Origin of the sequence: Microbacterium sp. AG238 (genome assembly GCF_003610405.1) — a bacterium.
Taxonomy (GTDB): domain Bacteria; phylum Actinomycetota; class Actinomycetes; order Actinomycetales; family Microbacteriaceae; genus Microbacterium.
Window position 1 is genome coordinate 49,515 of sequence record NZ_RAQC01000002.1, and the last position, 21,462, is coordinate 70,976.

The following is a 21,462-nucleotide window of genomic DNA, read 5'->3' on the forward strand; positions in this document are numbered from 1 at the left end:
CGGCTGCGCATGTATCCTGCTGTCATGCGAGGGGGATTGCGGAATTGGAAGCGCGGGGCTGAATCCCGCGGCATCCGCAATGCGATCTCGTACGCGTTCGATGGCACATGTGATGCACACCGTGCTCCAGTGGGAGTGGCGTCTGCTGAGCAATACGGCGAAGTCGACGGAGCCGCAGTGACGCGGTTCGTGGCGGTCGCGGGGAGCTGGCTCGCGACAAGCTGGACGCCCCGGCGCTGCGGCGGTGGATCCAGGGGGAGGATCCCGAGACCGGTGAGCCGCGCGGGCTGATGCACCGGTCGGAGAACACCGACCTGCTTCTGGACGGGACAATCAACTTCCCGAAGTCTTACAGCGTCGCCGCTCTCCTTGACCCGGAGCTCGCGCGGGAGTTCGAGTTGCTACAGGACCGCATGCGCGACCGCACCATCCCGCTCTGGCAGCGCCAGCTGAACGCGCGGCGCGGCCGGGGCGGACAAATCCGCGAAGACATCGCTCGGCTCGAAGTCGTCGAGTTGCAGCATCGGCGGTCGCGGGCGCTTGACCCCCATATCCATCGACACCTATGGCTGAACATGAAGGTGCAAGGAGTCGACGGCAAATGGTCGAGCCTGGACTCGCGGGTAGCGCTCAGGCTCCACAACGTTGTTAACGCGGAGGGTGAGTTGGCGGCTCGCAGCGACCCACGATGGGTAGCCGCACTCGCCGCCCACGGCTACACGCTCGATGCGAACGGCGAGATCGCGCAGCTTGCCCACGTCGTGCGCCCGCTCTCGCGACGGTCGAACCAGATCGAAGCCAACCGTATACGGCTGATTGCGGAGTGGCGCGAGGAGCACCCCGGACGGCAACCTGGCGTCGACGATCTCCACCACATCGACGAGCTGGCGTGGGCGCAACGACGACCGGGCAAGCCTGCCCACCTCGACGAAGCCGAGTGGGAGGAGCGGGTCCGCAGTGAACTCGCCAATATCGATCCCATCCTGCTTTGGCAGCGGAACCCAGCTCGACGCGAACCCACCCCGATCGCCGACCTCGATCGCGAACTGCTCGCGCGGATGGCGCTCGTCGAGGCCGATGCCCGTTCGGTCTCGAGCAGCGGGCGGTTCTCGTCATGGGATCTGCGGGCCAGCGCCATCCGGGCCATCTCCCGAAGCGGAGTCGTTGCCGAGAGAGACGCACTCGATGAGCTGATCGACGACGTCGCGTCGCGGGCGACTGAGCACACCATCGACCTGGTGCCGGACGATCCCGCCAAGCCTGCGCACATCAAGACGCTCATGGCCGAAGCGACCGTGCTGCTCAAGCTGCGCGTCGCCAATAGGTTCGCGGCGCTTGCCGCACCCGGGCAGCTGCCCGACGAACGACAGATGCGCACCGTCGCACGGCGTTTGGTGGAGGAGCGCACCGAGCTCGTTGATGCGCAACTCACCGCAGCCTCCGCCATCGCCGGGACCGAAGGCCTCGTATCGATGACCGGGCCTGCCGGCTCGGGCAAGACGACGCTGTTGCGCGTCGCACTCCACGCCCTCCGACTGCAGCGGCGACGCATGATCGTGGTCGCGCCAACCAAGAAGGCGGCGGCCGTCGCCGAGCGCGAAATCGGGGCCACGGCATCCAGCCTGCACGCATTGCTCGCCGACCACGGTTGGCGTTGGGGAATCGACGAAGCGGGCGCGACTGTGTGGACCCGCCTGCAGATCGGTCAGACGGATGCGGCGACCGGCCGCATCTACCGGGGCCCGCGCGACTTCCAGCTCAGTCGAGGCGATCGCATCGTGGTGGACGAGGCTGGGATGGTGGACCTCCACACTGCGGACGCGCTCGCGATCGTCGCGGGGGAGGCCGGCGCCGGCATCGCCATGATCGGCGACCCGCGCCAGGCTGCGCCCGTTGGCCACGCGGGCGCGATGGCCGCGATGACCCAGGTGGCTGACAACGTCGTGGAGCTGAGTGAAGTTCACCGGTTCACCGACCGCGCCTATGGGGATCTCACGCTGAGGTTGCGGGAGGTCGCGACGGCGGAGGACGCGGTCGGAGTCGCCGCGGCTCTCGATGACGGAGGGCACGTCGCGCGGGTGGCAAGCGCGGATGCGGCGCGCGACCTCATGGTTGACGCGTGGTTCGACTGGGCGGAACGCGGCAAGCGCGTCGCGCTCGTCACTGCCACCAACGACGATGCCACCGCGGTCAGCGAAGCAATCCAGCAGCGTCGCGTCGCGACCGGAGCACTTCGCCAGGATGTCATGGCCCACGGTCGTGACGGTCAGCAATTGCTCGTCGGCTATGTCGTGCAAACTCGGCGGAATGACCGGGGCACCGGAGTGCAGAATCGCGCGACCTGGGTCATCACAGCGATCCGGCCGGAGCGCATCGAACTCCGGAATCTCACTGACACCACCGAGCGCCGATACGTCTCGGCCGAATACGCCTTCGACCACGTGCACCTCGCCTACGCGTCGACGGTGCACGGCATTCAAGGCGACACCGCGGATGCGTCTGTCGTGGGCCCGGGCGTCGATGCGGCGGGACTCTACGTCGGGCTGACCCGCGGGCGAGCCTGGAATCAGGCCGTAGTTGTCGCGGGCTCTCAGGATGCGGCGCTGGGCGAACTCGCCGAAGCAATGCGCCGCGGCAGCCCAGAGCTGACGCTCGAGGACTCGCGACGTGCAGCGCGGCTGGATCTGTCCCGAGCGGCCCGGGAAGCGACTCGGTCGCCTGCCGGGGAGACGCCCTCGTGGTTGCGAGAGGCGCCGCCCGGCACGGGTTTGAGTTGGTAGGCGTCACTGGCACCTTGGCTTCGCCGGAGTTTCGTATTACATTAAAGACATGGGTGCGGACGAGACGATCAACGGCACGCCGGTCACCGAAGCGCAGATCGCTGAGTGGGCCGCCGAGGCCGAGGTCGGCTATGACGTCGACGCGTTGAAGAAGCGCGGTCGAGGACGGCCTGGGCGGGGTGCGGAGCCGTCGCAGGTCGTTGCGCTGCGGCTCACGGCCGAAGAACTCGCCGCCCTCGACGCAGCTGCTGACCGTGAGCACAAGTCTCGTTCGGAACTGATCCGCGAGGCCCTCGCGATGTACGCGGCGTGAGGGTTCACGACAGCGCCCTCAAGCACGGAGTTTCGGCGGAAGACGCCGTTCAGGCTGCGTCCTGGCCGATCTGGGTTGAGGAACTCGACGACGACTCACCGGCCCGGCAACTCAGGCTGGGCTTTGACGCGCAGGGTCGCTTGCTGGAGACCGTCGTGCTCGTGTTCGACAGCGGCAACGAACTCGTCATTCATGCCATGAAAGCGAGACCGCAGATGCTTGACCTCCTGCCCTGACTCAGCGACCCGTGAGCACGTCGTCGGTTCGGGTGCACGCCCGGCTCTCCATCCAGTCGAGGATGCCGGAGCGCTTGTACAGGATCGTCTTCGCAGAAATGCGGTAGAAGGTCGGGCCGCCACCGCGGTATCGCAGCTGCGCAAGAGCCGCGCGCGTCATGTGCATCGTCTGAGCGGCGTCATCGAGATCGAGCCATTCATCCTCCGTGTCCATCCTCTGACCCTCTCTGCGTAACCATGTCATCAATACGCACAAGCTAGAACCAGTTGCGTAGCTATGTCAATAGCGCGCACCGTGTGGCATCATGTCGATGTGAGCAAGCTGATCAGACTCTCGGGCCGCAGCATCCTGGTGCCACCAGGACTCTCATTGAAGCCGGTCATCGAAGCCGACATGCTCGTCGGAAGAGATGACATCGTCGGGCTCGAAGAAGACGAGCGGGCCCGCGTCCGCCTGCGACTCGAATACTCCTCGGATGCGGGCAGGTACGAGATCGCCGAGTTCGCACTCGATCGGGGACAGTTGCCGCTCGAGATCGGTGGGGCGCTGCTCCGCACAGTTCGCGTCCACACCATCGCGCGACGCGCCATCGCCTACTCGCTGCCGCTGTGGACCATCGGCATCATTATGCTCCGCGACAGACAGCGCCTCGGGATGCTCGAGGACTTGGCATCGTTCGAGCCCGCGCACCCGGAGACCCTTCACCTCACGGCGCTGGTCTATCGCATCGCCGAGATCTCGAACGAGAATCCGGCGCTCGCCGTGGCCGAAACGTTGGGGCTGAAGCAGCGGACGGCGACGAACTGGATCGCTCGGGCGCGGTCTGCGGGCTACATGACGACAGTCGTCGATCAGCCCGGGGCGCGACGCATCGCGATGGGTCTGATGGACAAGATGGGGATCGAGCCCGACCTATCCGACAAGGAGCACCAGGCATTTCTCGACTCGCTGATCGGTCGCCATGGGAACGATTGAGGCTTACGAGACCGGGGCGGGCAAGCGGTATCGCGTCCGCTACCGGACGCCGGATCATCGCCAGACCGACAAGCGTGGCTTCCGCACCAAGCGCGACGCCGATCTCTTCCTCGCCACCGTCGAAGTCTCGAAGGCAACGGGGGAGTACATCGAACCAGCTCGGGCGCGCACCACGATCGCCGAACTCGGAGTCGGATGGCTCGAGGCCAAGCGTTCGCGACTGAAGCCGTCGAGCTACAAGGCGCTCGAAGACGCATGGCGCGTCTACGTCATGCCGCGGTGGGGAACCACTCAGGTGTCGGCAATCGCGCACAGCGACGTGCGGACATGGGTCTCGCAGCTGTCCGCGGGCACCGCGAAGACGAACCGGCGCGATCACCCGCGCACTCGTGCGCAAGGCGCGAGACCCAAGAGCGCAACGGTTGTGATCCGCGCACACGGGGTACTCGCATCCGTCCTCGACATTGCTGTCAAGGACCGCCGCATCCCGCACAACCCGGCGCGCGGCGTCGACAACTTGCCTCGGAAGGGCAGAAAGGCGCATCGATACCTCAGCCACCAGGAGATCGAGCGGCTCGCCGTGGCGTCTGGCGATCACTCGACTGTGGTCTATCTCGCGGCGTACACCGGGCTTCGTTGGGGTGAGCTGACCGCGCTACGTGTTCGCGATGTCGATTCCCTGCGCCGACGGCTCGCCGTGAACGAGAACGCCGTGCGTGTGGGCGCGCAGATCCACGTAGGGACGCCGAAGACCCACGAACTGCGGTCGGTGCCATACCCCGAGTTTCTCGAGCTGCCGATCGCGCGGTTGTGCGAGGGGAAGTCGCGCGATGCGATCCTGTTCGGCGACGGCCTCGACTATCTGCCGCGCCCGCGCGCCTCGGGGAAGTCGCGTTCCTGGTTCACGACCGCATTGGACGTGGCCGGCCTTGAGCGGATGACGGTGCACGACCTGCGGCACACGGCCGCATCGCTCGCGATCAGTTCGGGCGCGAACGTGAAGGCGGTGCAACGGATGCTTGGGCACGCGTCCGCGGCGATGACCCTGGATGTCTACGCCGACCTGTTCGACGACGACCTCGACTCAGTTTCGGCGTCGCTAAACGCTGCCCGAAACGTCGCGATGACGCGTTGAGCAACGTGCCCTGCGCGGGCAGGAGCAAGTTCGAACTTGCGCAGAAGCGCTGGAAATCAATCCAGATCAACACGCCCAAGTTCGGCGAGGGCCACGCGTCGGCGCTCGGCCGGCGTGTCCAGGGGGCCATCGAAAGCGTCGGCGACGACCTGGCCGACCGCGGCGATTTCTTCGGCGAACTGAATCCGTAGCGCTGCGAGATCCAGATGGTTCTTCGCCTCCTCAGTTTCAAGCCCCCTGAGGCGAGAGATTTGAGGGGTTCCCATCGAAACGGACACGTTGACGAAGAACGCGAGAGTATCCAGATCGCCGTAAGTCTCTCGCTTGGAAGTCACCCATTCGCTGAAGCCGCTGTGATCGATCCGACTCCATGACCAACATGCGCTCCGCGCGCTAATTGTCAGGGATAGGGGATCAGAGGACCGAAAGTGATCCGCGAGCACTTCTCGTACGACCGCGATCTCGGCGTCCCCCAACTTCAGACTCGATGTCGTTTCATTCCTAAAATCGCGACCGGCGCGATCAACGACTGTTGCCATGAGCTCCGGGCTGAGGCTGCCGACAGCTTGGATGAGAGTTGGCACGGTGGGACCGGGCGCGCGCCGCAGTTGAAGTGCTATCGCTGCCTCAAGTTGCCGCGACGGCGAGATGAAGTCGTGCTCTGCGGGCAGCGCGGCGTGCAACCTCGCGAGCCATTCGATTAGTCGCGGAGTGGGCTCGCGCTGGGCTTGCAGCTCGTGCGCCAGCTTCCCTACGATCAGCGCGGGATTGGTCACTGCGGCTTGCGTAAGGTGTGCCAACGTGGCGTGGTCCGAAGTTCCGTCAGACGACAACCCGTCGATAGTGTCCCGGATCGACGCGTCCGCAACGTCGTCGTCTGCTAGCCCGAAACCAAAATAGCGATCGAAGTATGATTCGTCAGCGATGCGTGGTCTAATGGCTTCGCCTGCGTAGCTTCCCGCGCGTGCCCAGATTTGGCCGAAGCGAGGAAAGAGGAACGCCATCGCTGATGACACACCCTCGAGATCCTGCTCGCGCGTGCCCGACGAGAGTAGCGCCGACTTCCACGACTGGAACGCATCATCCCGCGTCGCCTGGTCATCTCGGCGGCCGAGGCTCACCCGGCTTCCGCTCCCTGTGAGGTCCTCGCGGCGACTCTGCAGAAGTGCGTAAACACCCGGTTCGAGTGTTCGAAGCCATGTGAGGACAAGGAAATCTACGTAGTCAACTTCGCCCGCCATAGTCGGCGACAGCAAGCGAATTTGAGCGAGATAACGCTTGATGGAGCGCGGCGTATTGAGGCGGGCCGCCATAAATCCGAAGTACGCGGCCGAGAATCTTGCTGAAACAGTCTCATCTAGCTGAAGCCAACCGCTTGCGCTTAACGCTTCGAGACCAGCGTTCATCATCCTTGTTGCGTCCGCGGGGCGAAGTGCTGGGATGTCGAATCTCACCTGCACGACCTTTTCCATGTAGTCGCGCGCACGTGATGGAGTCTGCTCACCTATCAGAGACGTACGCGTGAGCACGTCAAGGATTGTGGTCTCGTCGTAGGAGAGGAGGTAGTGCACATGCGGAAGACGCCCGAGCTGTCGAACGAGCTTCAGCGTCAACAGCAACTCCTCTGCCGAAACTCGGTCGATGTCGTCGACAACTACTAGCACGGGAGTTCCCGCTTGCCGCAGCGCCGCCTCCAACTTGGCGCGAGCGGCCCCAGTGCTTTCATCGCCGGCAACCAGTCCGGAGGCAGCCTCGACGGCCTTGCTTAGATCGACTCCGACGAGCGATGCGATAGATGCGAAAGGAGCCACAGTTCGGCCGAACGCCGCGAATCGTGCTCGGGCCGTGTCCAACGTGGAATGTGCGCCGAAAGCTGCTGCCAATTCTGCGAAGAATCCGGATTGAAGAGACGCGGCATCCTGGTAGTCCCACGGGTTGAACGCCACCGTCAGCCAGGTGGGCCCGCGGCCGTCGCTAACGGCTTTGGCGCTCAGCCATTCGAGTATCGAGCTCTTTCCAGAACCCCAAGGGCCCACGAGGCCGAAAACAGTTGAGGAGCCCGTCGCGTGAGTTTGACGAATGACTTCCCACACGCGATCGACAAAGCTCGCACGCCCGAGTGTCGGCGCGAGTTCGGCTTGTGCATCATCGGAGAACCACGAGTCGCTCGTTTCAACCATCGCTACTCCCAACGCAACGCGCCGCCGATTGGCCGGCAGCAAGGTCGAGTATCTCGCCAACCCTGCCGTGGCCCTAGGTGGCGCACCGCTCCACAAACGGCGGCAACTCGAAGCATCGATCCACAGGGAGCTTCAGCACGGATCTCGACGTGTCTGTCGATGGGAACTTGCTCCGACATTCAAAAGTGTGGGCAAAATGTGGGCAAAACGCGTTTCGCCGAGAATGAGAGGTCCCAAGATCCGCGTAAATACAAGGATCTACGACCCTTCACAGTAGACGCGACGGCGGGAGTCGAACCCGCAACGCGATCGGTTATGAGCCGATGCCCGGGACCACCCGGATCGCCGCGATGCCATCACGCTACGTCGGACCGTCGGCGACGGCCAGCGCTGTGAAGGCGGGAGTCGTCGTGCTACGTCGTGTGACGCTCGGGGCGCTCCAGGGGTGACGGCGTCGCTGCGGACGCCGCGCGTCTGGCGGGCAGGCGCCGCTGACCTCGGCTCAGCATCCCGGCGACCCCCGCGATGAGGATCAGTACTCCCACCGTCAGCAGGGCCGCGGCGACCAAGGCGGGAACCGAAGGGGCAGCCACCCACTCGACCAGCGTGGCGTAGGCGTTCGGCGACTGCGTGAGGACGACGCCGGCGGTCGCTGCCGCAGCGATCGCGACGCCCCACACGATCCCCGCCCAGCGGACCCGGGGCCGATCCGCAGGAGCGGTGAAGGGGGCCCGTTCGATCTCCGTCTTGTGCATCACGGTGTCGTTCATCACGGTGTCGTCCATCGGGGTGGTCTCGCTCTCGTCGTTGCCGTCGGCTCGGGCCGCGCTCGGATCACTCATGGGTCCGCTTCGTTCCCAGGAGGCGGATCTCGATGTAGCCGCTCTCCTGGTCGACCGTCAGCACCTGCTGCGTGGTGGTCGGGCCCACGGAGGCGATCGTCGTCTCGATGGCGGTCCGGTCCTGCCCGTCGGATCTCGCGTCGGGCCCGTCGGTGAGGAGGGCCCAGTCATCGTCCTGCGAGAGCACGAACGACGCGTCGTCGCCGACAGAGGCACGCAGCACGACCTCGACACCCGGGTCGACGGTCACCAGGGTCGTCCCCGCTCCCTTCTCGATGCTCACCGGCTGCGCATCCGGGGCGTCGACGAGGGTGACGTGGAGGTCGCCGAAGGTTTGCCGGAACGGGGCCGTCCCCACATCGGACGAGACGTTCGAGATCGCATACGTGCCGATGTGCAGCTCGGTGGCGACCGTCAGGGCGACCGCGCCGCCGCCGCCCGTCAGCAGGCACACGGATAGGAAGGCGAGGAAGCCGCTCCGTCGGCGGCTGGCGCCCGCGACGATCATCGCGAGGGCCGTGACCAGGGCGGCGACGAAGATCCCGAGCGCGACGGACAGGCTGCCGGGAGCGGCCAGCCCGACGATCGTGCCGGCGATGACGGCGACCCCGGCGCTCACGGCGACGAAGGCGATGCTCGTGCGGGGGCGCTCAGCGCGTCGTGCGCGGCGGCGCTCCGCCGCCTCCCGCGCGAACGCGGCCGCCGTGGCGCGACGCTCTTCCCGTGCGGCGGCGCGAGCCGCGCGATCAGCGTCATCCTGCTCCCGCCGCCAGGCGCGATCGCGCTCCTTCCAGGCCGCGTGCTGCGCGCGCCACGCAGCCAGGTCGGCGGGGCCGGCGTCGTTGCTCAGGGGCGCGGGCGGCACGGGGGCGACGGCGTCACCTTCCGTTCCGCCCGCGCCGGCATCCGCGACAGAGCCGTCGGCGGATGCGGCCGGGACCGTTTCGGACGCTGCGGAAGCCCGACGCAACTCGTCCTCGTCGGTGCCCGGGGTTCGACGCGCTGCTCGGACCAGCAGCGCGATCACGGCGGCTGCGAGAACGGCCCCGCCCATGAGGGCGAGTGCCACGAGGACGGCCGTGACCGCCCCCGCGCTCGAACTCGTCGCGAGGCCGGCGAGCGTGATCAGCAGACCGAGGATCTGAACGGCGCCGACGATCGCGACGGCGAGGATCGCGCCTTGCGTGTAGGTGAACCGGCCGCGTTCCAGATCGGCGGCGTGCGTCCGTCCCGAAGCGTCGGGCAGGACGGCCCACGCCAGGGCGTAGGCGACGACCGCGGGGAGGCCGATGATGGTGGCGACGACGGCGATGCCGCGCACGATGACGGGGTCGATGCCCCACCGTGCAGCCACTCCCGCGCACACGCCACCGACCCACCCGTCCCGGCGGGCCAGGCCGAGGCCCTCGACCCAACGGAAGAACCCGCCGTCCGTCGTAGACGTGGGGTCGGATCCTGGCGGGGCGGCGAGAGGCGGCGCGGAATTCATGATCCGATCCTCCGCGGTCGGCGGCAGCGGCCGATATGGGGGATCGCCCTGACGCTTCCCTGATCCTGCGCCGGCGCCGGTGTGCGGCCGAGGCCGGAATGATTGGATGTGGCCATGTCCTCCGCTCTCGCGACCCCCGCCGTCCATCCGGGACCGCCGCCGCCGCGACCTGTCGCCGGGCCTCGCACGCGGCCACCGCTGCAGCGCGCTCGCGACAGCGTGGTCTCGGGCGTCAGCGCGGGGCTCGCGCGGCACATCGGCGTCGGCGTGGGCAGCATCCGGGCGCTGTTCATCGTCCTGACGCTCGTCGCAGGAGCCGGTCCGCTCCTGTATCTCTGGCTCTGGGCCATGGTGCCCCGCCGAGCCGGGACGACGTCGCCGACCCGACAGGCGCCGGTCGCCTGGATCCTGGCCGCGGGGGCGATCGCCGCGCTGCCGATTCTGTTCGCGGTTCTCGCCGTCGAGGCCCGCGACGCCTGGATGTCGCGTTCGTTCTCGCCGGTGCTTATCGCGGTCGTCGGGTTCGCGAGCGTTCTCGCCGCGACTGCAGGGTGCTGGGCCGAGCTCGTCGATCGTCGCGACATCGACCGCGGCGGCCGGCATACCGTCATCGTGCGGGCGGTCGCCGCCGGCATCCTGCTCGTGGCGGTCTTCGCGATGCTGCCGCGTGTCGACTCCGATGGCCTCGTGGCGCTTCCGGCACTCGCCTTCCCCGTCGCAGGGCTGCTCGCCCTCGTCGGGGCCGTACTCGCCAGCCGATGGCGCGACCTGTCGGGTGAGCGCGTGCGCCGCATCCGCGAGGAGCAGCGGAGCGCCATGGCGGCGCATCTGCACGACTCGGTCCTGCAGACCCTCGCCCTCATCCAGAACACGGCGGGACCCTCGAGCGAGGCCGCCCGCATCGCCCGGGCCCAGGAGCGCGAGCTGCGCGCCTGGCTCTTCGACGGCGAGCCGCACGCCGACAGCGACCTCGCGACCGACCTGCGCGACTACGCCGCCGCCCTCGAACTCGACTACGCGGTGCGGATCGATGTGGTCTCGGCGGGGCTGTCGGCCGAGCGGGCGAGCGGTGAGCTCGCCGCTGCGGCTCGAGAGGCGATGCTCAACGCCGCGCGGCACGCCGGCGGCGACGTCTCGGTCTACATCGAGGGCGGATCCCGCGGAGTCGACGTCTACGTGCGCGACCGCGGGCCCGGATTCGAGGTGGCGGCGATCCCGGATGACCGGCTCGGCGTCCGCGAGTCGGTCATCGGCCGCATGCGGCGCGCCGGCGGATCCGCGTCCGTCCGGGCGGCGGCGTCGGGCGGCACCGAGGTCCACCTCCACGTCGGTGGCCAGGGGGACGCACGTGGCTGACGCGCTGCGCGTCGTCATCGTCGACGACCACTCCATCTTCCGGTCGGGGCTCCGGGCCGATCTGTCTTCGGGCATCGCCGTCGTCGGGGAGGCTGCGGACGTCGAGTCCGCCGTCGAGATCGTCATGCGAACGGAACCCGACGTCGTGCTGCTCGACGTGCATCTGCCCGGCGGATCGGGCGAGGAGCGCGCCGGCGGAGCCGAGGTGATCGCCCGGGCCGTCCCGACATCGGCTCGTTTCCTGGCGCTGAGCGTGTCGGATGCCGCAGACGACGTCGTCCGCGTCATCCGCGCCGGCGCTCGCGGCTACATCACGAAGGGTTCCTCGGGTGAGGAGGTGAGCCGCGCGGTCGTGGCGGTCGCGGGCGGCGACGCCGTCTTCTCGCCCCGGCTCGCGGGCTTCGTCCTCGATGCATTCGGCGCGGTGGCCGGCGAGACGGCGACCGCGGTCGACGAGCTCGACCGCCTGTCGTCGCGCGAGCAGGAGGTCATGCGTCTCATCGCGCGGGGATACGCCTATAAGGAGGTCGCCGCCGAGCTGTTCATCTCGGTCAAGACCGTCGAGACCCACGTGTCGGCCGTGCTGCGCAAACTCCAGCTCTCGTCGCGGCACGAGCTGACCGCCTGGGCGACCGCGCGGCGCCTGCTCTGAGCCTCGCGTCGGCCGGCGATCGCGCGGACCCGACCGGTGTCGGTGGCCGAACGTAGAATCGAGGGGTCATGCCAGAGCCCATCAAGCCCGTCATCGTCGGCTCCGCCGCATCCGCGCGCCCCGGCGCCTCCTCCGGCGAGCGTCCCGACGCCGACCTCCTCGAGGGGCTGAACCCACCCCAGCGCGAAGCGGTGACCTACCGCGGCCCCGCGTTGCTGATCGTCGCGGGCGCCGGGTCGGGCAAGACCCGCGTGCTCACGCACCGCATCGCGTCGCTCCTGCGTGGCCGCGAGGCGTGGCCGAGCCAGATCCTCGCGATCACCTTCACCAACAAGGCCGCCGGCGAGATGCGCGAGCGTGTGCAGCAGCTGATCGGTGACAGCGCGCAGGGCATGTGGATCTCGACCTTCCACTCGGCGTGCGTGCGGATCCTGCGCCGCGAGGCGCAGCAGTTCGGGTTCACCAAGAACTTCACGATCTACGACTCGGGAGACTCGCGCGCGCTCATCAAGCGTCTCGTGAAAGAGCACGAGGCCGATGCCTTCGGGCTCACCCCGGCGGGTGTGCAGAGTCGCATCTCCAAGCTCAAGAACGAGCTCGCCGACGCCGACTCCTATGCGCGCCAGGCAAACATGTCCGACCCCGCAGAGCGCGTGTTCGTCGAGCTCTTCGGCGCCTACCAGTCCGCGCTCCAGCGGGCCAACGCCTTCGACTTCGACGACCTCATCGCCCAGACGGTCTACCTTTTCCGAGCGTTCCCGCACGTCGCCGACGTCTACCGCAAGCGGTTCCGGCACATCCTCGTCGACGAGTACCAAGACACCAACCACGCCCAGTACGCGCTGATCCACGAGCTGACCCGTCCCGTCCAGGGGCAGGGCGGAGACGCGTTCTCGTCGGGCGGCATGATGATCTTCGAACCCGAGTCGGCGCCCGAAGTCGAGGCAGCGTCGCTGACCGTCGTCGGCGACTCCGACCAGTCGATCTACGCCTTCCGCGGCGCCGACATCCGCAACATCACCGAGTTCGAGCGCGACTATCCCGGTGCGAAGGTCGTGCTGCTCGAGCAGAACTACCGCTCGACGCAGAACATCCTCTCGGCCGCGAACGCCGTCATCTCGAACAACTTCGACCGCAAAGACAAGAAGCTCTGGACGGATGTCGGAGCGGGCGACGCGATCGTCGGCTTCACCGGCTACTCGCAGCACGATGAGGCCCAGTTCGTGGCCGACGAGATCGAGGCGCTGCACCGTTCAGCCGTGCCCTACTCGCAGATGGCGGTGTTCTACCGGACGAACTCGCAGTCGCGTGCGCTCGAAGAGATCTTCATCCGCGCGGCGATCCCGTACAAGATCATGGGCGGCACCAAGTTCTACGACCGTGCCGAGATCAAGGATGCCCTGGCATACGTCGTCGCCGTGGCGAACCCCGCCGACGAGCTCGCGGTGCGCCGCATCCTGAACCGGCCGCGGCGCGGCATCGGCGACGTCACCGAGACGTCCATCGCCCGGTACGCCGCCGAGCAGCAGATCACCTTCCGCGACGCGCTCGCCAACGCTTCGGCGCTGGGCGTGGGCCCGAAGATCCAGGCCGCGATCGCGCAGCTCGACGCCGTGCTCGCCGAGGCGTCCGAGATCATGCTGCCGAGCTCGGGCGAGATCGCCCCGCCGACGGCCGTGACCGAGGGCCTGACCGTGCTGCTGAACAAGTCCGGCTACATGGATGCGCTGCGCGCGAGCCGTGACCCGCAGGACGAAGCGCGCCTCGAGAACCTCGACGAGCTGATCGCCGTGACGCGCGAGTTCGCGCGGAACAACCCCGAGGGCACCATCCTCGACTTCCTCACCGAGGTCGCTCTCGTCGCCGACGCGGACGACCTCGACGACGCGTCCGGAACCGTCTCGCTGATGACGATGCACACGGCGAAGGGGCTCGAGTACGACGCCGTGTTCGTCACCGGTGTGGAGGAAGACCTGATCCCGCACCGCATCTCGGCGAACGAGCCCGGTGGGCCGCAGGAGGAGAGGCGATTGTTCTACGTCGCCCTCACCCGTGCCCGCAAACGCCTGCACCTCTCGCTCGCCATGACCCGCGCACAGTTCGGCGAGGTCTCGGCCGCGATGCCGAGTCGGTTCCTGCAGGAGATCCCGCATGACCTGATCGACTGGCGCCAGTCGCCGGGTGACGTGAACTCGCGTGGGGGCATGCAGTCGCGTGCGCTCAACGGGCGGCGGTCGGGCACTTCCGGCGGTGGGTTCGGCGGCTCGGGCAAGCGCTACGGCGACGACCTCGTGCCGCTGCCCCGGCGCGAGAAGAGCAGCGACATCGCGAAGTTCGCCAACCGCATCCCGGCGAAGGTGCGCGACAACGGCGACCTCGAACTCGGGCCCGGCGACCGCATCAAACACGACGACTTCGGCGAAGGGCGGGTCGACGCCGTCACGGGCGAGGGAGCCAAACGCGTCGCACATGTGCGTTTCGATTCGGCCGGCCCGAAGAAGCTGCTCATCAAGATCGCGCCGATCGTCAAGCTGTAACGCAAGCCCCCCGCGCCTCGAGAAGGCGCGGGTTAGGCTCGGAGGCATGGCGATCTTCAAGCGCTCCGCGCGAGACACCACGAGCCAGCCCGCGAACGACGATGAGGTCGGCGCCGCGACCGACGGCGACGTCGCCGCGCAGCCCGTCGACGAGGCCCCGGCTGAGGCCGTGCCCCACGTGGGCATCTCGATGTCGACGTTCGGCGCGCCCGCACCATCCGCCGCTCCGGCTCAGCCCCAGCGGACCGTCACCCGCCCGCCTGCGGAGGCTCCTCTCCGCACCGAGACGGTGACGGGAATGCCCGACAACACCCTGGTGCAGGCGGCGCTCGCGTCGTTGCCGGAGAAGCCGGGCAACGTCGACGTCATGAACGTCATGCGTCAGAGCATGCAGGGCACGATGTACGTCCGCGTGCGCGGCGACGCTCGGGCGCTCACCGCCGAGGGCAAGCCGATCACACTCGCCGTCTCGCAGATCGACGGAGCACGGTTCCTCCTCGCCTTCACGGGCGGCGCGTCGCTGCGCGCGAGCGTCGAGGCCGACGGCGACCGCGACACTTCGGCGTTGGGGCTTCCCGTGGCGAACGTCTTCCGTAACGCGATCGAGGGCCCGTACGAGGGGCTCATCATCGATCACGCCGTGGCCGGCTCGCGCATCGTGCTGCCCGTGCAGCTCATCACCAAGGCGTTCGAAGAGGGTGACCCCGCCTTCACGATCAAGAATCTGCTCGCCGGACCGCGAGGCCCCGAGACCGCCGCCGCCGTCGGCGAAGCTCTCGCGCAGGCGCCGCTGTGGGTGGCCGCCGGGCCTGCGGGCGACGGCGGTCAGCTCGGCCTTGCCGAGTCGCGCACCGCCTCGGGTGAGCGGCGCCTCGAGGTGTACTCGCACCCGCTCGAGGTCCTCGTGCTGCAGCGCGGCGACCGTCCCGTGCCGGTCACCGCGCCGCAGCTCGCTCGCGCGCTCCAGTCCAACCCCGCGCTCAGCGGCGTCATCGTCGACCCGGGCGGCCCTTGGATCCACGTCGACCGGGCCGACCTCGGCCCCGTGCTCGCCCGCGCCGACGAGCCCGACCCCGAGCCTGCCGGCGCCCCGGCAGCACCCGCGGCCTCGGAGCCCTCGGAGCCGTCGGAGCCTTCGGAATCCTGACGCCGTGGCTCTGCTGCAGCCGTCGGCGCTGCGCGCGCCGAGCCGCGCCGGTGGACTTGTCCAGGGGGTAGGTCATCGCGCGCCGACGCCCTAGGGTCGGGCCATGGCGAGCGAGCGCATCACCCTGACCGTGCCCGGCCCCGAGGGCGATCGCGAGGTGGGGCTGTCGAGTCCCAACCGCGTGCTGTGGCCCGAGCTCGGCATCACGAAGCACGAGTACGCCGAGTACGCGATCGCGGTCGCCGAGCCGTTCCTGCGCGCGAACGGTCATCGGCCCGTCTCGCTCGAACGCTTCCCCGACACGGTCGACGGGGAGCGGTTCTTCTCGAAGAACCCGCCGAAGGGGGCGCCCGACTACGTCGACCAGGTCGTCTGCACATACAACAGCGGGCGACGGCATCCGCAGGTCGTGCTCAACGAAGCCGCCGCGGTCGTCTGGGCCGTGCAGATGAACACCGTCGTGTTCCACCCGTGGGCGTCGCTCGCCGCCGACACGGACGACCCTGTCGAGCTGCGGATCGACCTCGACCCGCAGCCGGGCACGGACTTCGGGGATGCCGCGGCTGTCGCCCCCGCGCTGCGCGAGGTTCTCGCCGAGGCCGGGCTGACGGCGTTCCTCAAGACCAGCGGCAACCGCGGGCTGCATGTGTTCTGCCCCATCGAGCCGGAGCACGAGTTCCTCGACGTCCGGCATGCGGTCATCGCCGCCGCCCGTGAGCTGGAGCGTCGGATGCCCGACCGTGTGACGACGAACTGGTGGAAGGAGGAACGGGGCGAGCGGGTCTTCGTCGACTTCAACCAGGCCAATCGCGATCGCACGATGGCCGGCGCCTACAGTGCGCGCGCTCTGCCGACGGCGACGGTCGCCACCCCGATCACCTGGGACGAGCTGGAGGCCGGCGTCGAGCCGGCGGCCTTCACGGTGCGTACGGTGCCGCAGCGGCTCGCTGACATCGGCGACCCCTGGGCCGAGCTGCAGGCCGCGCCCGGCCGTATCGACACGCTGCTGGAATGGTGGCGGCGCGACCTCGACGCCGGGCTGGGCGAGCTGCCATTCCCGCCGGAGTTCCCCAAGATGCCCGGGGAACCGCCGCGCGTGCAGCCGAGCCGTGCTCGAGTTCCCGAGGCCGACTAGCCGATCAGCCGACCAGCCGACCCGCCGGCCCCATCGCCGGTCACGGGGCGGAGGGGCGCTGCCATTCGCGCTCGGTGACCACACGGGCGACGGTCAGGCCGACGGCCAGCGCGACGACGACGAACACCGCGGTGACTCCGTACTGCACCGCGCTGAGGGTGTCTGACTCGATCGTGCCGACGATGGCGCGGTAGGCGGATGCTCCCGGCACCATGATCAGCACGGCGGGAACGGTCAGCGTGATGCGCGGCGCCCGCACGAAGCGTGAGACGGCGAAGGCCCCGAAGCCGACGGCGACGCCGGCGGCCGCGGCCGCGACCGGCTGCATGGTGCCGTGATCGATCATGAGCAGACGGCCCACATTGGCGACCGTGCCGATCGCCGCCGCCGCCAGCGCGATGCGCCACGGAGTCGAGAACAGCAGGGCGAAGCCCATCACACCGATGAACCCCGCGACGAGGCGTCCGAGCGAAAGCAGCGGCTCGGTCAGTTCCGGCGCGGCGACGGCGACGGCGCTCGTCTGGAACACCGCGGCCACGGCCCACACGGCGCATCCCGTCGACAGCAGGACCAGGCATGCGTACACGACGCGGTTCACTCCGGCGTTGAGGTCGAGTCGGGCCAGGTCGAGCGCACCCGTGACGAGGGGGAAACCGGGGACGAGGTACAGCACGGCGCTGGTCAGAGCCGCGCCGTACTGGGGCGATGGCGCGCCGAGCAGCTCGATCAGGTGCGAGACGCCGAGGAAGGCGAGGAGCGCGGCCGAAGCCGACAGGAATACGAGGAGGAACTCGTTGACCTGCAGTCGCGCGCCGCGGATGCGGACGTACTGGCCGAGCGCGACGGCCAGTGCCACGCTCAGGCACTCCGCCCAGCCGCCGTTGTTCAGGAAGGCGAATGCCGTGCAGGCGGCCGCGGCGGCGAGCACCCGCACCGCGGTCGGGTAGCGCGGCGGCATCCGTTCGATCCGGTCGAGCTCACGCTGCAGCTCGTCGGCAGTCACGCCCGCGGCGACGCGATGAGACAGGTGCATGACCTCGGCGATCCGTTCGGAGTTGACCACCGGATGCCGCACCTCGGCCACGCGCGTGCGGAAGAGCTGTCCACGCTGGGCGGTGATGACGATGTCGGTCATGCCGACGCGGGACTCCAGACGCTCGAGGCCGAGACCGCGGGCGGTGCGGTCCATCGTGTCGCGCACCCGCGCCGACGACGCCCCCGCCCCGAGCATGAGCGTGCCGAGGCGCAGCACCGCGTCGGTCCGGGCGATGAACCTCAGGGGCTCGAGGTGCAGTTCGGCGGTGCCGTCGGGGACGTCGTCGCGCTGGTCATCCCGCATGGTTCGATCCTCCCACCCGGGACGTGCGCCCGGGTGGGAGGATCTGCCGGACCAATCCGCTCGGGCTGCCGTCAGCGCCGCGCCGGGCGCCGGTGGCGCGAGAGCAGCACGGTGCCGCCGGCCGCGGCCAGCACGACGCCGCCGATCATCATGCCGACCGGTGCTCCCTCACCGCCGGTCCGCGCGATCCGCTCGGCGACGGGGCGCGCCGCGACGCCGGTGCCGGCAGGGGAGCCGTCGGTCCCGCTCCCGGTTCCGCTCCCTGCTCCGGGATCGGCGGGCACGGCAGTACCGGGCGTCTCACCGCCGCCTGCGGCAGCCTCGACGAGATAGACGCCGTCGGCTCGGTACTCCAGCGCAGCGTCGAAGCCTGCATCGGCGGCGAAGACCTCGACCGCGTCGAAGCGGGTGTCGGCGGCATGATCGCCGTACGAGATCACGCGTACCGGAGCGGCCGGGACGCCCCCGGGCAGGTCGACGCGCAGGGTTCCCCCGAGCGTGGCGGTGCCGGCGATCGTGAGCGCCGGTGCATCGTCGTCGACCGACAGCTCGAGCGTGGCGGCATCAGCCTGGGTGTAGTCGCCGCCGACCGCGAGCCCCGAGGTCGCCTCGATCAGCGAACCGCCGGCGATCGTCAGATCTCCCGCGCCGAGGGCGGCGGGCGCGGCGGCCCGAATGATGCCGTCGTCGACGACGGTGCCGCCGGTGTAGGTGTTCTCTCCCGACAGGACGAGCGTGCCCGAGCCGTCCTTGGTCAGCGAGCCCGCACCGTCGATGTCGTTGCGCCACTCGTCCGTCGCCGCGAAGCCGCCGGCAGCGGCATCCATCGTCACCGTCACATCGGTGTCGAAGGCTCCGTATCCGTTCGACGCCTCGAAGAGGTTCAGCCGGCCCCAGCCCTCCGGGTCGTCGAGCACCGCATGGCCCGAGTCGATCGCGGTCGAGTGGAGCACCCAGCGGCGCTGTTCGGCGTCGAGGTAGGGCAGCCGGTGCTCGAGCAGCACCTCGGCGCCTGCCGGCACCCGTGCGGCCTGGCCGGTGGCGCCCGTCGCCGGGAGCCCGTACGTCATGCGCTCGCGATACTCCTGCGCGCGGAGGTCGTAATCGTCGTCGGCGGGTGCGCTGCCGGATGCGGTGGTGGGGAGCGTCGCAAGCAGCTCCTGTGCCTGGCCCGACGCAGCGGCGCGCAGCTCGGCATGGGCGGGATCGTTCAGGCTCGCGGCGGCGAGGGCGGTCGCGAGCACACGACCGCCGATCACGTCGAGCGACGAATGCATCCCGGCGACGATCCGGCTGTCGCCGATCTCCGCGGCGTTCGCGATGAGGAGGCCCTGGTACTGCGGTGCCGCGTCGGCGAGGGCGAACGAGGCGAGGTAGGCGGCGTTGGTGTGACCGCTCGGGAAGCCGCCGTCGCTCACCGCCTCGCTGTCGGGCTTTCGTACCGGCATCAGCGCCGGGACGATGATCGAGTCATCCACCCAGCGGAAGGGGCGCTTGTAGCTGAAGAAGTTCTTCGACGGGTTCGACGAGGCGGAGGGGCCGCGCACCGTGTCGACGAGAGCGACGACCGAACCGAGGTCGGAGTCCGGGTCCGCCCAGCGGCCCGAGGCATTGCCGGCGTCGTCGTAGCGCACCGTCGTGGCATCGGCGGGAATCGTGTCGGGGATCGTGGTGCCGGCGTTCATCGCTGCGCGGAAGGCCGACGCGGCCGGGCCGAGGCCGTCGATGGCGCTGTAGCTCTGGTGGCGGCGATCGAAGACCCACGCGGCGGTCTCATCCGACGCGGTGCGCGACCGCGCGACCTCAACGTTGCGCGCGATGTTGGCGTCGAGCACGGGGGCCCCGGCATCCGTCGCCTGTCCCGTATCCCACGTCGCGCCCGGCTGCCAGAGGTCGAGCATGCCCGCGAGCACGCCGATCGCCGGGTTCGTCTCGGGCGTGGTGTTCGCGGAGCTGTTCGCGGTGTAGACGTCGACGAACGTGCCGTACGGTGCGGCGTGCGGCGCGATCGTGCTCTCGTCGAGCAAGCCGCGATCAGCCGCGTTGGCGGGCGCCGCTGAGCCGAGAGCGAGGGCCGTGATGGCGAACGCCGCCACGGACGCGGAGATGGCCGTCCGGTGCCGGCACGGACCGGGAGCAGGGGAAGTGAGGTGCGTGCAGCGTCCTTCGAATGCGGGGGGAGAATCGCGCCCCAGCCCGGGTGGGCGGGGTTGCGGGCGACTCTCGCACGCTAGGAAGCGGTGCGCAACGATCGGTGGCCGAGGCGTGAACGGCGGGTGTCGCACCCGCGTCCGCCGTCAGTCCAGGACGTCGGCCAGATCGTAGGCTGCGACCGTCTCGAGCTGGTCGAAGGTGCACGAACGGGCGTCCCGATCGTTGCGCCACCGCTCGAACTGGACGGTGTGTCGAAACCGCTGCCCCTCGAGCTGGTCGTAGCGCACCTCGAGCACCAGCTCGGGTCGCAGCCGTACGAACGACACGTCCTTCGACGCCGTGAACCGCGACCGGTCGGACTCGCCGGTGACAGCGGCCCCCGCGGCATCCCGCTCCACGAGCGGCGCGAGCTCGTCGATCAGTTCGCGCCGTCGCTTGTCGCTCCAGGCCGAGACGCCGCCGACCCCGTGCAGCTCGCCGTCGTCGCCGTAGAGGCCGACGAGCAGCGACCCGACACCGGTGCCGGACTTGTGGATGCGGTATCCGATCGCGACGACGTCTGCCGTGCGGGCGTGCTTGATCTTGAGCATCGTCCGCTTGCCGGGCGCGTAGGGCTGATCGTTGGGCTTGGCGACGACTCCGTCGAGGCCCGCACCCTCGAACTCCGCCAGCCAGCGTCGGGCGGTGTCGACGTCGTCGGTCGTCCGCGTGACGTGGATCGGATCGGACACGGCTCGCAGCAGTTCGACGAGCTCGCTGCGGCGCTGCGAGAACGGCTCGGCCTGCAGGCCGCGGTCGCCGCGGGCGAGAAGGTCGAACGCGATGAACATCGCCGGCGTCTGCTCGCTGAGCAGGGCGACGCGGGACGCTGCCGGGTGGATGCGCTGAGACAGCGCCTCCCACTGCAGCCGGCGGCCGCTCGCCGTGTCGGTGGCCACGACGATCTCGCCGTCGAGCAGACACGGCTCGGGAAGCAGGCGCGAGAAGGCGTCGACGAGCTCGGGGAAGTAGCGGGTGAGGGGTTTGGACCCGCGACTGCCGATCTCGACGTTCTCGCCGTCCCACGAGACGATCGCGCGGAACCCGTCCCACTTCGGCTCGAACGACAGCCCCGCGGCGTATCGGCTCGGATCCGGGATCGCGGCCACGGCCTTCGCCAGCATCGGTGCGGGGATGTCGTACGTCATCGGG

Annotated in this window: 17 protein-coding genes and 1 tRNA gene; 10 read left to right on the forward strand and 8 right to left on the reverse strand. The window is 69.0% G+C overall.

Going from position 1 to position 21,462, the window contains the following annotated elements; translation table 11 throughout:
• Positions 1-248 precede the first annotated feature (248 nt).
• From DEU36_RS11860 to DEU36_RS11870, 3 genes are read left to right on the forward strand one after another with little or no spacing between them, the layout of a single operon-like run.
• Positions 249-2,780, forward strand: coding sequence for an AAA family ATPase (locus DEU36_RS11860; RefSeq protein WP_396652170.1), 2,532 nt, complete (start codon positions 249-251; stop codon positions 2,778-2,780).
• A gap of 49 nt (positions 2,781-2,829) precedes the next feature.
• Positions 2,830-3,093, forward strand: coding sequence for a ribbon-helix-helix protein, CopG family (locus DEU36_RS11865; RefSeq protein ID WP_120264563.1), 264 nt, complete (start codon positions 2,830-2,832; stop codon positions 3,091-3,093).
• Positions 3,090-3,329, forward strand: a complete 240-nt coding sequence (locus DEU36_RS11870) for a toxin (RefSeq protein WP_120264564.1) — start codon at positions 3,090-3,092, stop codon at positions 3,327-3,329. The genes DEU36_RS11865 and DEU36_RS11870 overlap by 4 nt, the downstream gene beginning before the upstream one ends.
• 1 nt (position 3,330) lies before the next feature.
• Here DEU36_RS11870 and DEU36_RS11875 read toward each other — a convergent pair whose 3' ends face one another.
• Positions 3,331-3,543: a DNA-binding protein gene (locus DEU36_RS11875; RefSeq protein WP_120264565.1), complete on the reverse strand. Its 213-nt coding sequence runs from the start codon at positions 3,541-3,543 to the stop codon at positions 3,331-3,333.
• Positions 3,544-3,642: 99 nt separating this feature from the next.
• On the opposite strand from DEU36_RS11875, the gene DEU36_RS11880 reads away from it, so the two are divergent.
• Together DEU36_RS11880 and DEU36_RS11885 are read left to right on the forward strand one after the other, a co-directional pair.
• Positions 3,643-4,305, forward strand: coding sequence for a hypothetical protein (locus tag DEU36_RS11880; protein WP_147374404.1), 663 nt, complete (start codon positions 3,643-3,645; stop codon positions 4,303-4,305).
• Positions 4,292-5,440 (forward strand): site-specific integrase, encoded by a 1,149-nt coding sequence (locus tag DEU36_RS11885; RefSeq protein WP_120264567.1) that lies wholly within the window; start codon positions 4,292-4,294, stop codon positions 5,438-5,440. Before DEU36_RS11880 ends, DEU36_RS11885 begins: the two co-directional genes overlap by 14 nt.
• Positions 5,441-5,496: 56 nt before the next feature.
• Here the strand turns inward: DEU36_RS11885 and DEU36_RS11890 are convergent, their stop codons facing one another.
• From DEU36_RS11890 to DEU36_RS16025, 4 genes are all read right to left on the reverse strand, one after another.
• Positions 5,497-7,620, reverse strand: coding sequence for a P-loop NTPase fold protein (locus DEU36_RS11890; protein WP_120264568.1), 2,124 nt, complete (start codon positions 7,618-7,620; stop codon positions 5,497-5,499).
• Between the two features lie 277 nt (positions 7,621-7,897).
• A tRNA-Met gene (locus tag DEU36_RS16155) sits at positions 7,898-7,970 on the reverse strand.
• Positions 7,971-8,033: 63 nt separating this feature from the next.
• A complete protein-coding gene (locus DEU36_RS11895) occupies positions 8,034-8,462 on the reverse strand; it encodes a hypothetical protein (RefSeq protein WP_120264569.1) in 429 nt (142 codons plus the stop codon).
• The gene (locus tag DEU36_RS16025; protein WP_183045388.1) at positions 8,455-9,951 is read right to left on the reverse strand and encodes a PspC domain-containing protein; all 1,497 of its coding nucleotides are present in this window, start codon (positions 9,949-9,951) and stop codon (positions 8,455-8,457) included. Before DEU36_RS16025 ends, DEU36_RS11895 begins: the two co-directional genes overlap by 8 nt.
• A gap of 114 nt (positions 9,952-10,065) precedes the next feature.
• On the opposite strand from DEU36_RS16025, the gene DEU36_RS16030 reads away from it, so the two are divergent.
• The 5 genes from DEU36_RS16030 (at position 10,066) to ligD (ending at position 16,778) form a co-directional block, all read left to right on the forward strand.
• Complete coding sequence (locus DEU36_RS16030) at positions 10,066-11,307, forward strand: ATP-binding protein (protein ID WP_147374406.1); 1,242 nt, start codon at positions 10,066-10,068, stop codon at positions 11,305-11,307.
• On the forward strand, positions 11,300-11,959 hold the full coding sequence (locus DEU36_RS11905) for a response regulator transcription factor (protein WP_120264571.1): 660 nt from the start codon (positions 11,300-11,302) through the stop codon (positions 11,957-11,959). The genes DEU36_RS16030 and DEU36_RS11905 overlap by 8 nt, the downstream gene beginning before the upstream one ends.
• A 68-nt stretch (positions 11,960-12,027) precedes the next feature.
• Positions 12,028-14,496, forward strand: coding sequence for an ATP-dependent helicase (locus DEU36_RS11910; RefSeq protein WP_120264572.1), 2,469 nt, complete (start codon positions 12,028-12,030; stop codon positions 14,494-14,496).
• 46 nt (positions 14,497-14,542) lie between these two features.
• Positions 14,543-15,643, forward strand: coding sequence for an SseB family protein (locus DEU36_RS11915; RefSeq protein WP_120264573.1), 1,101 nt, complete (start codon positions 14,543-14,545; stop codon positions 15,641-15,643).
• 103 nt (positions 15,644-15,746) lie between these two features.
• Positions 15,747-16,778 carry a non-homologous end-joining DNA ligase gene (gene ligD / locus DEU36_RS11920; protein WP_120264574.1) on the forward strand — a complete coding sequence of 344 codons (1,032 nt, stop codon included), beginning with the start codon at positions 15,747-15,749 and terminating at the stop codon, positions 16,776-16,778.
• Between the two features lie 40 nt (positions 16,779-16,818).
• Here ligD and DEU36_RS11925 read toward each other — a convergent pair whose 3' ends face one another.
• The 3 genes from DEU36_RS11925 to DEU36_RS11935 all read right to left on the reverse strand — a co-directional run bounded on the left by DEU36_RS11925 (position 16,819) and on the right by DEU36_RS11935 (position 21,458).
• Entirely contained in the window at positions 16,819-18,117 is a 1,299-nt protein-coding gene (locus DEU36_RS11925) for a threonine/serine exporter ThrE family protein (RefSeq protein ID WP_120264575.1), read from the reverse strand.
• Positions 18,118-18,188: 71 nt separating this feature from the next.
• A complete protein-coding gene (locus DEU36_RS11930) occupies positions 18,189-20,213 on the reverse strand; it encodes a phosphatase PAP2 family protein (RefSeq protein WP_120264576.1) in 2,025 nt (674 codons plus the stop codon).
• A gap of 201 nt (positions 20,214-20,414) precedes the next feature.
• The gene (locus DEU36_RS11935; protein ID WP_120264577.1) at positions 20,415-21,458 is read right to left on the reverse strand and encodes an ATP-dependent DNA ligase; all 1,044 of its coding nucleotides are present in this window, start codon (positions 21,456-21,458) and stop codon (positions 20,415-20,417) included.
• Positions 21,459-21,462: the final 4 nt, after the last annotated feature.

Excerpts from the sequence above, each read along its gene's own strand:
- DEU36_RS11865 (WP_120264563.1), top strand. The coding sequence starts at position 2,830 with ATGGGTGCGGACGAGACGATCAACGGCACGCCGGTCACCGAAGCGCAG.
- DEU36_RS11875 (WP_120264565.1), bottom strand. The coding sequence starts at position 3,543 with ATGGACACGGAGGATGAATGGCTCGATCTCGATGACGCCGCTCAGACG.
- DEU36_RS11885 (WP_120264567.1), top strand. The coding sequence starts at position 4,292 with ATGGGAACGATTGAGGCTTACGAGACCGGGGCGGGCAAGCGGTATCGC.
- DEU36_RS11890 (WP_120264568.1), bottom strand. The coding sequence starts at position 7,620 with ATGGTTGAAACGAGCGACTCGTGGTTCTCCGATGATGCACAAGCCGAA.
- DEU36_RS11895 (WP_120264569.1), bottom strand. The coding sequence starts at position 8,462 with ATGAGTGATCCGAGCGCGGCCCGAGCCGACGGCAACGACGAGAGCGAG.
- DEU36_RS16025 (WP_183045388.1), bottom strand. The coding sequence starts at position 9,951 with ATGAATTCCGCGCCGCCTCTCGCCGCCCCGCCAGGATCCGACCCCACG.
- DEU36_RS16030 (WP_147374406.1), top strand. The coding sequence starts at position 10,066 with ATGTCCTCCGCTCTCGCGACCCCCGCCGTCCATCCGGGACCGCCGCCG.
- DEU36_RS11910 (WP_120264572.1), top strand. The coding sequence starts at position 12,028 with ATGCCAGAGCCCATCAAGCCCGTCATCGTCGGCTCCGCCGCATCCGCG.
- DEU36_RS11915 (WP_120264573.1), top strand. The coding sequence starts at position 14,543 with ATGGCGATCTTCAAGCGCTCCGCGCGAGACACCACGAGCCAGCCCGCG.
- ligD (WP_120264574.1), top strand. The coding sequence starts at position 15,747 with ATGGCGAGCGAGCGCATCACCCTGACCGTGCCCGGCCCCGAGGGCGAT.
- DEU36_RS11925 (WP_120264575.1), bottom strand. The coding sequence starts at position 18,117 with ATGCGGGATGACCAGCGCGACGACGTCCCCGACGGCACCGCCGAACTG.
- DEU36_RS11935 (WP_120264577.1), bottom strand. The coding sequence starts at position 21,458 with ATGACGTACGACATCCCCGCACCGATGCTGGCGAAGGCCGTGGCCGCG.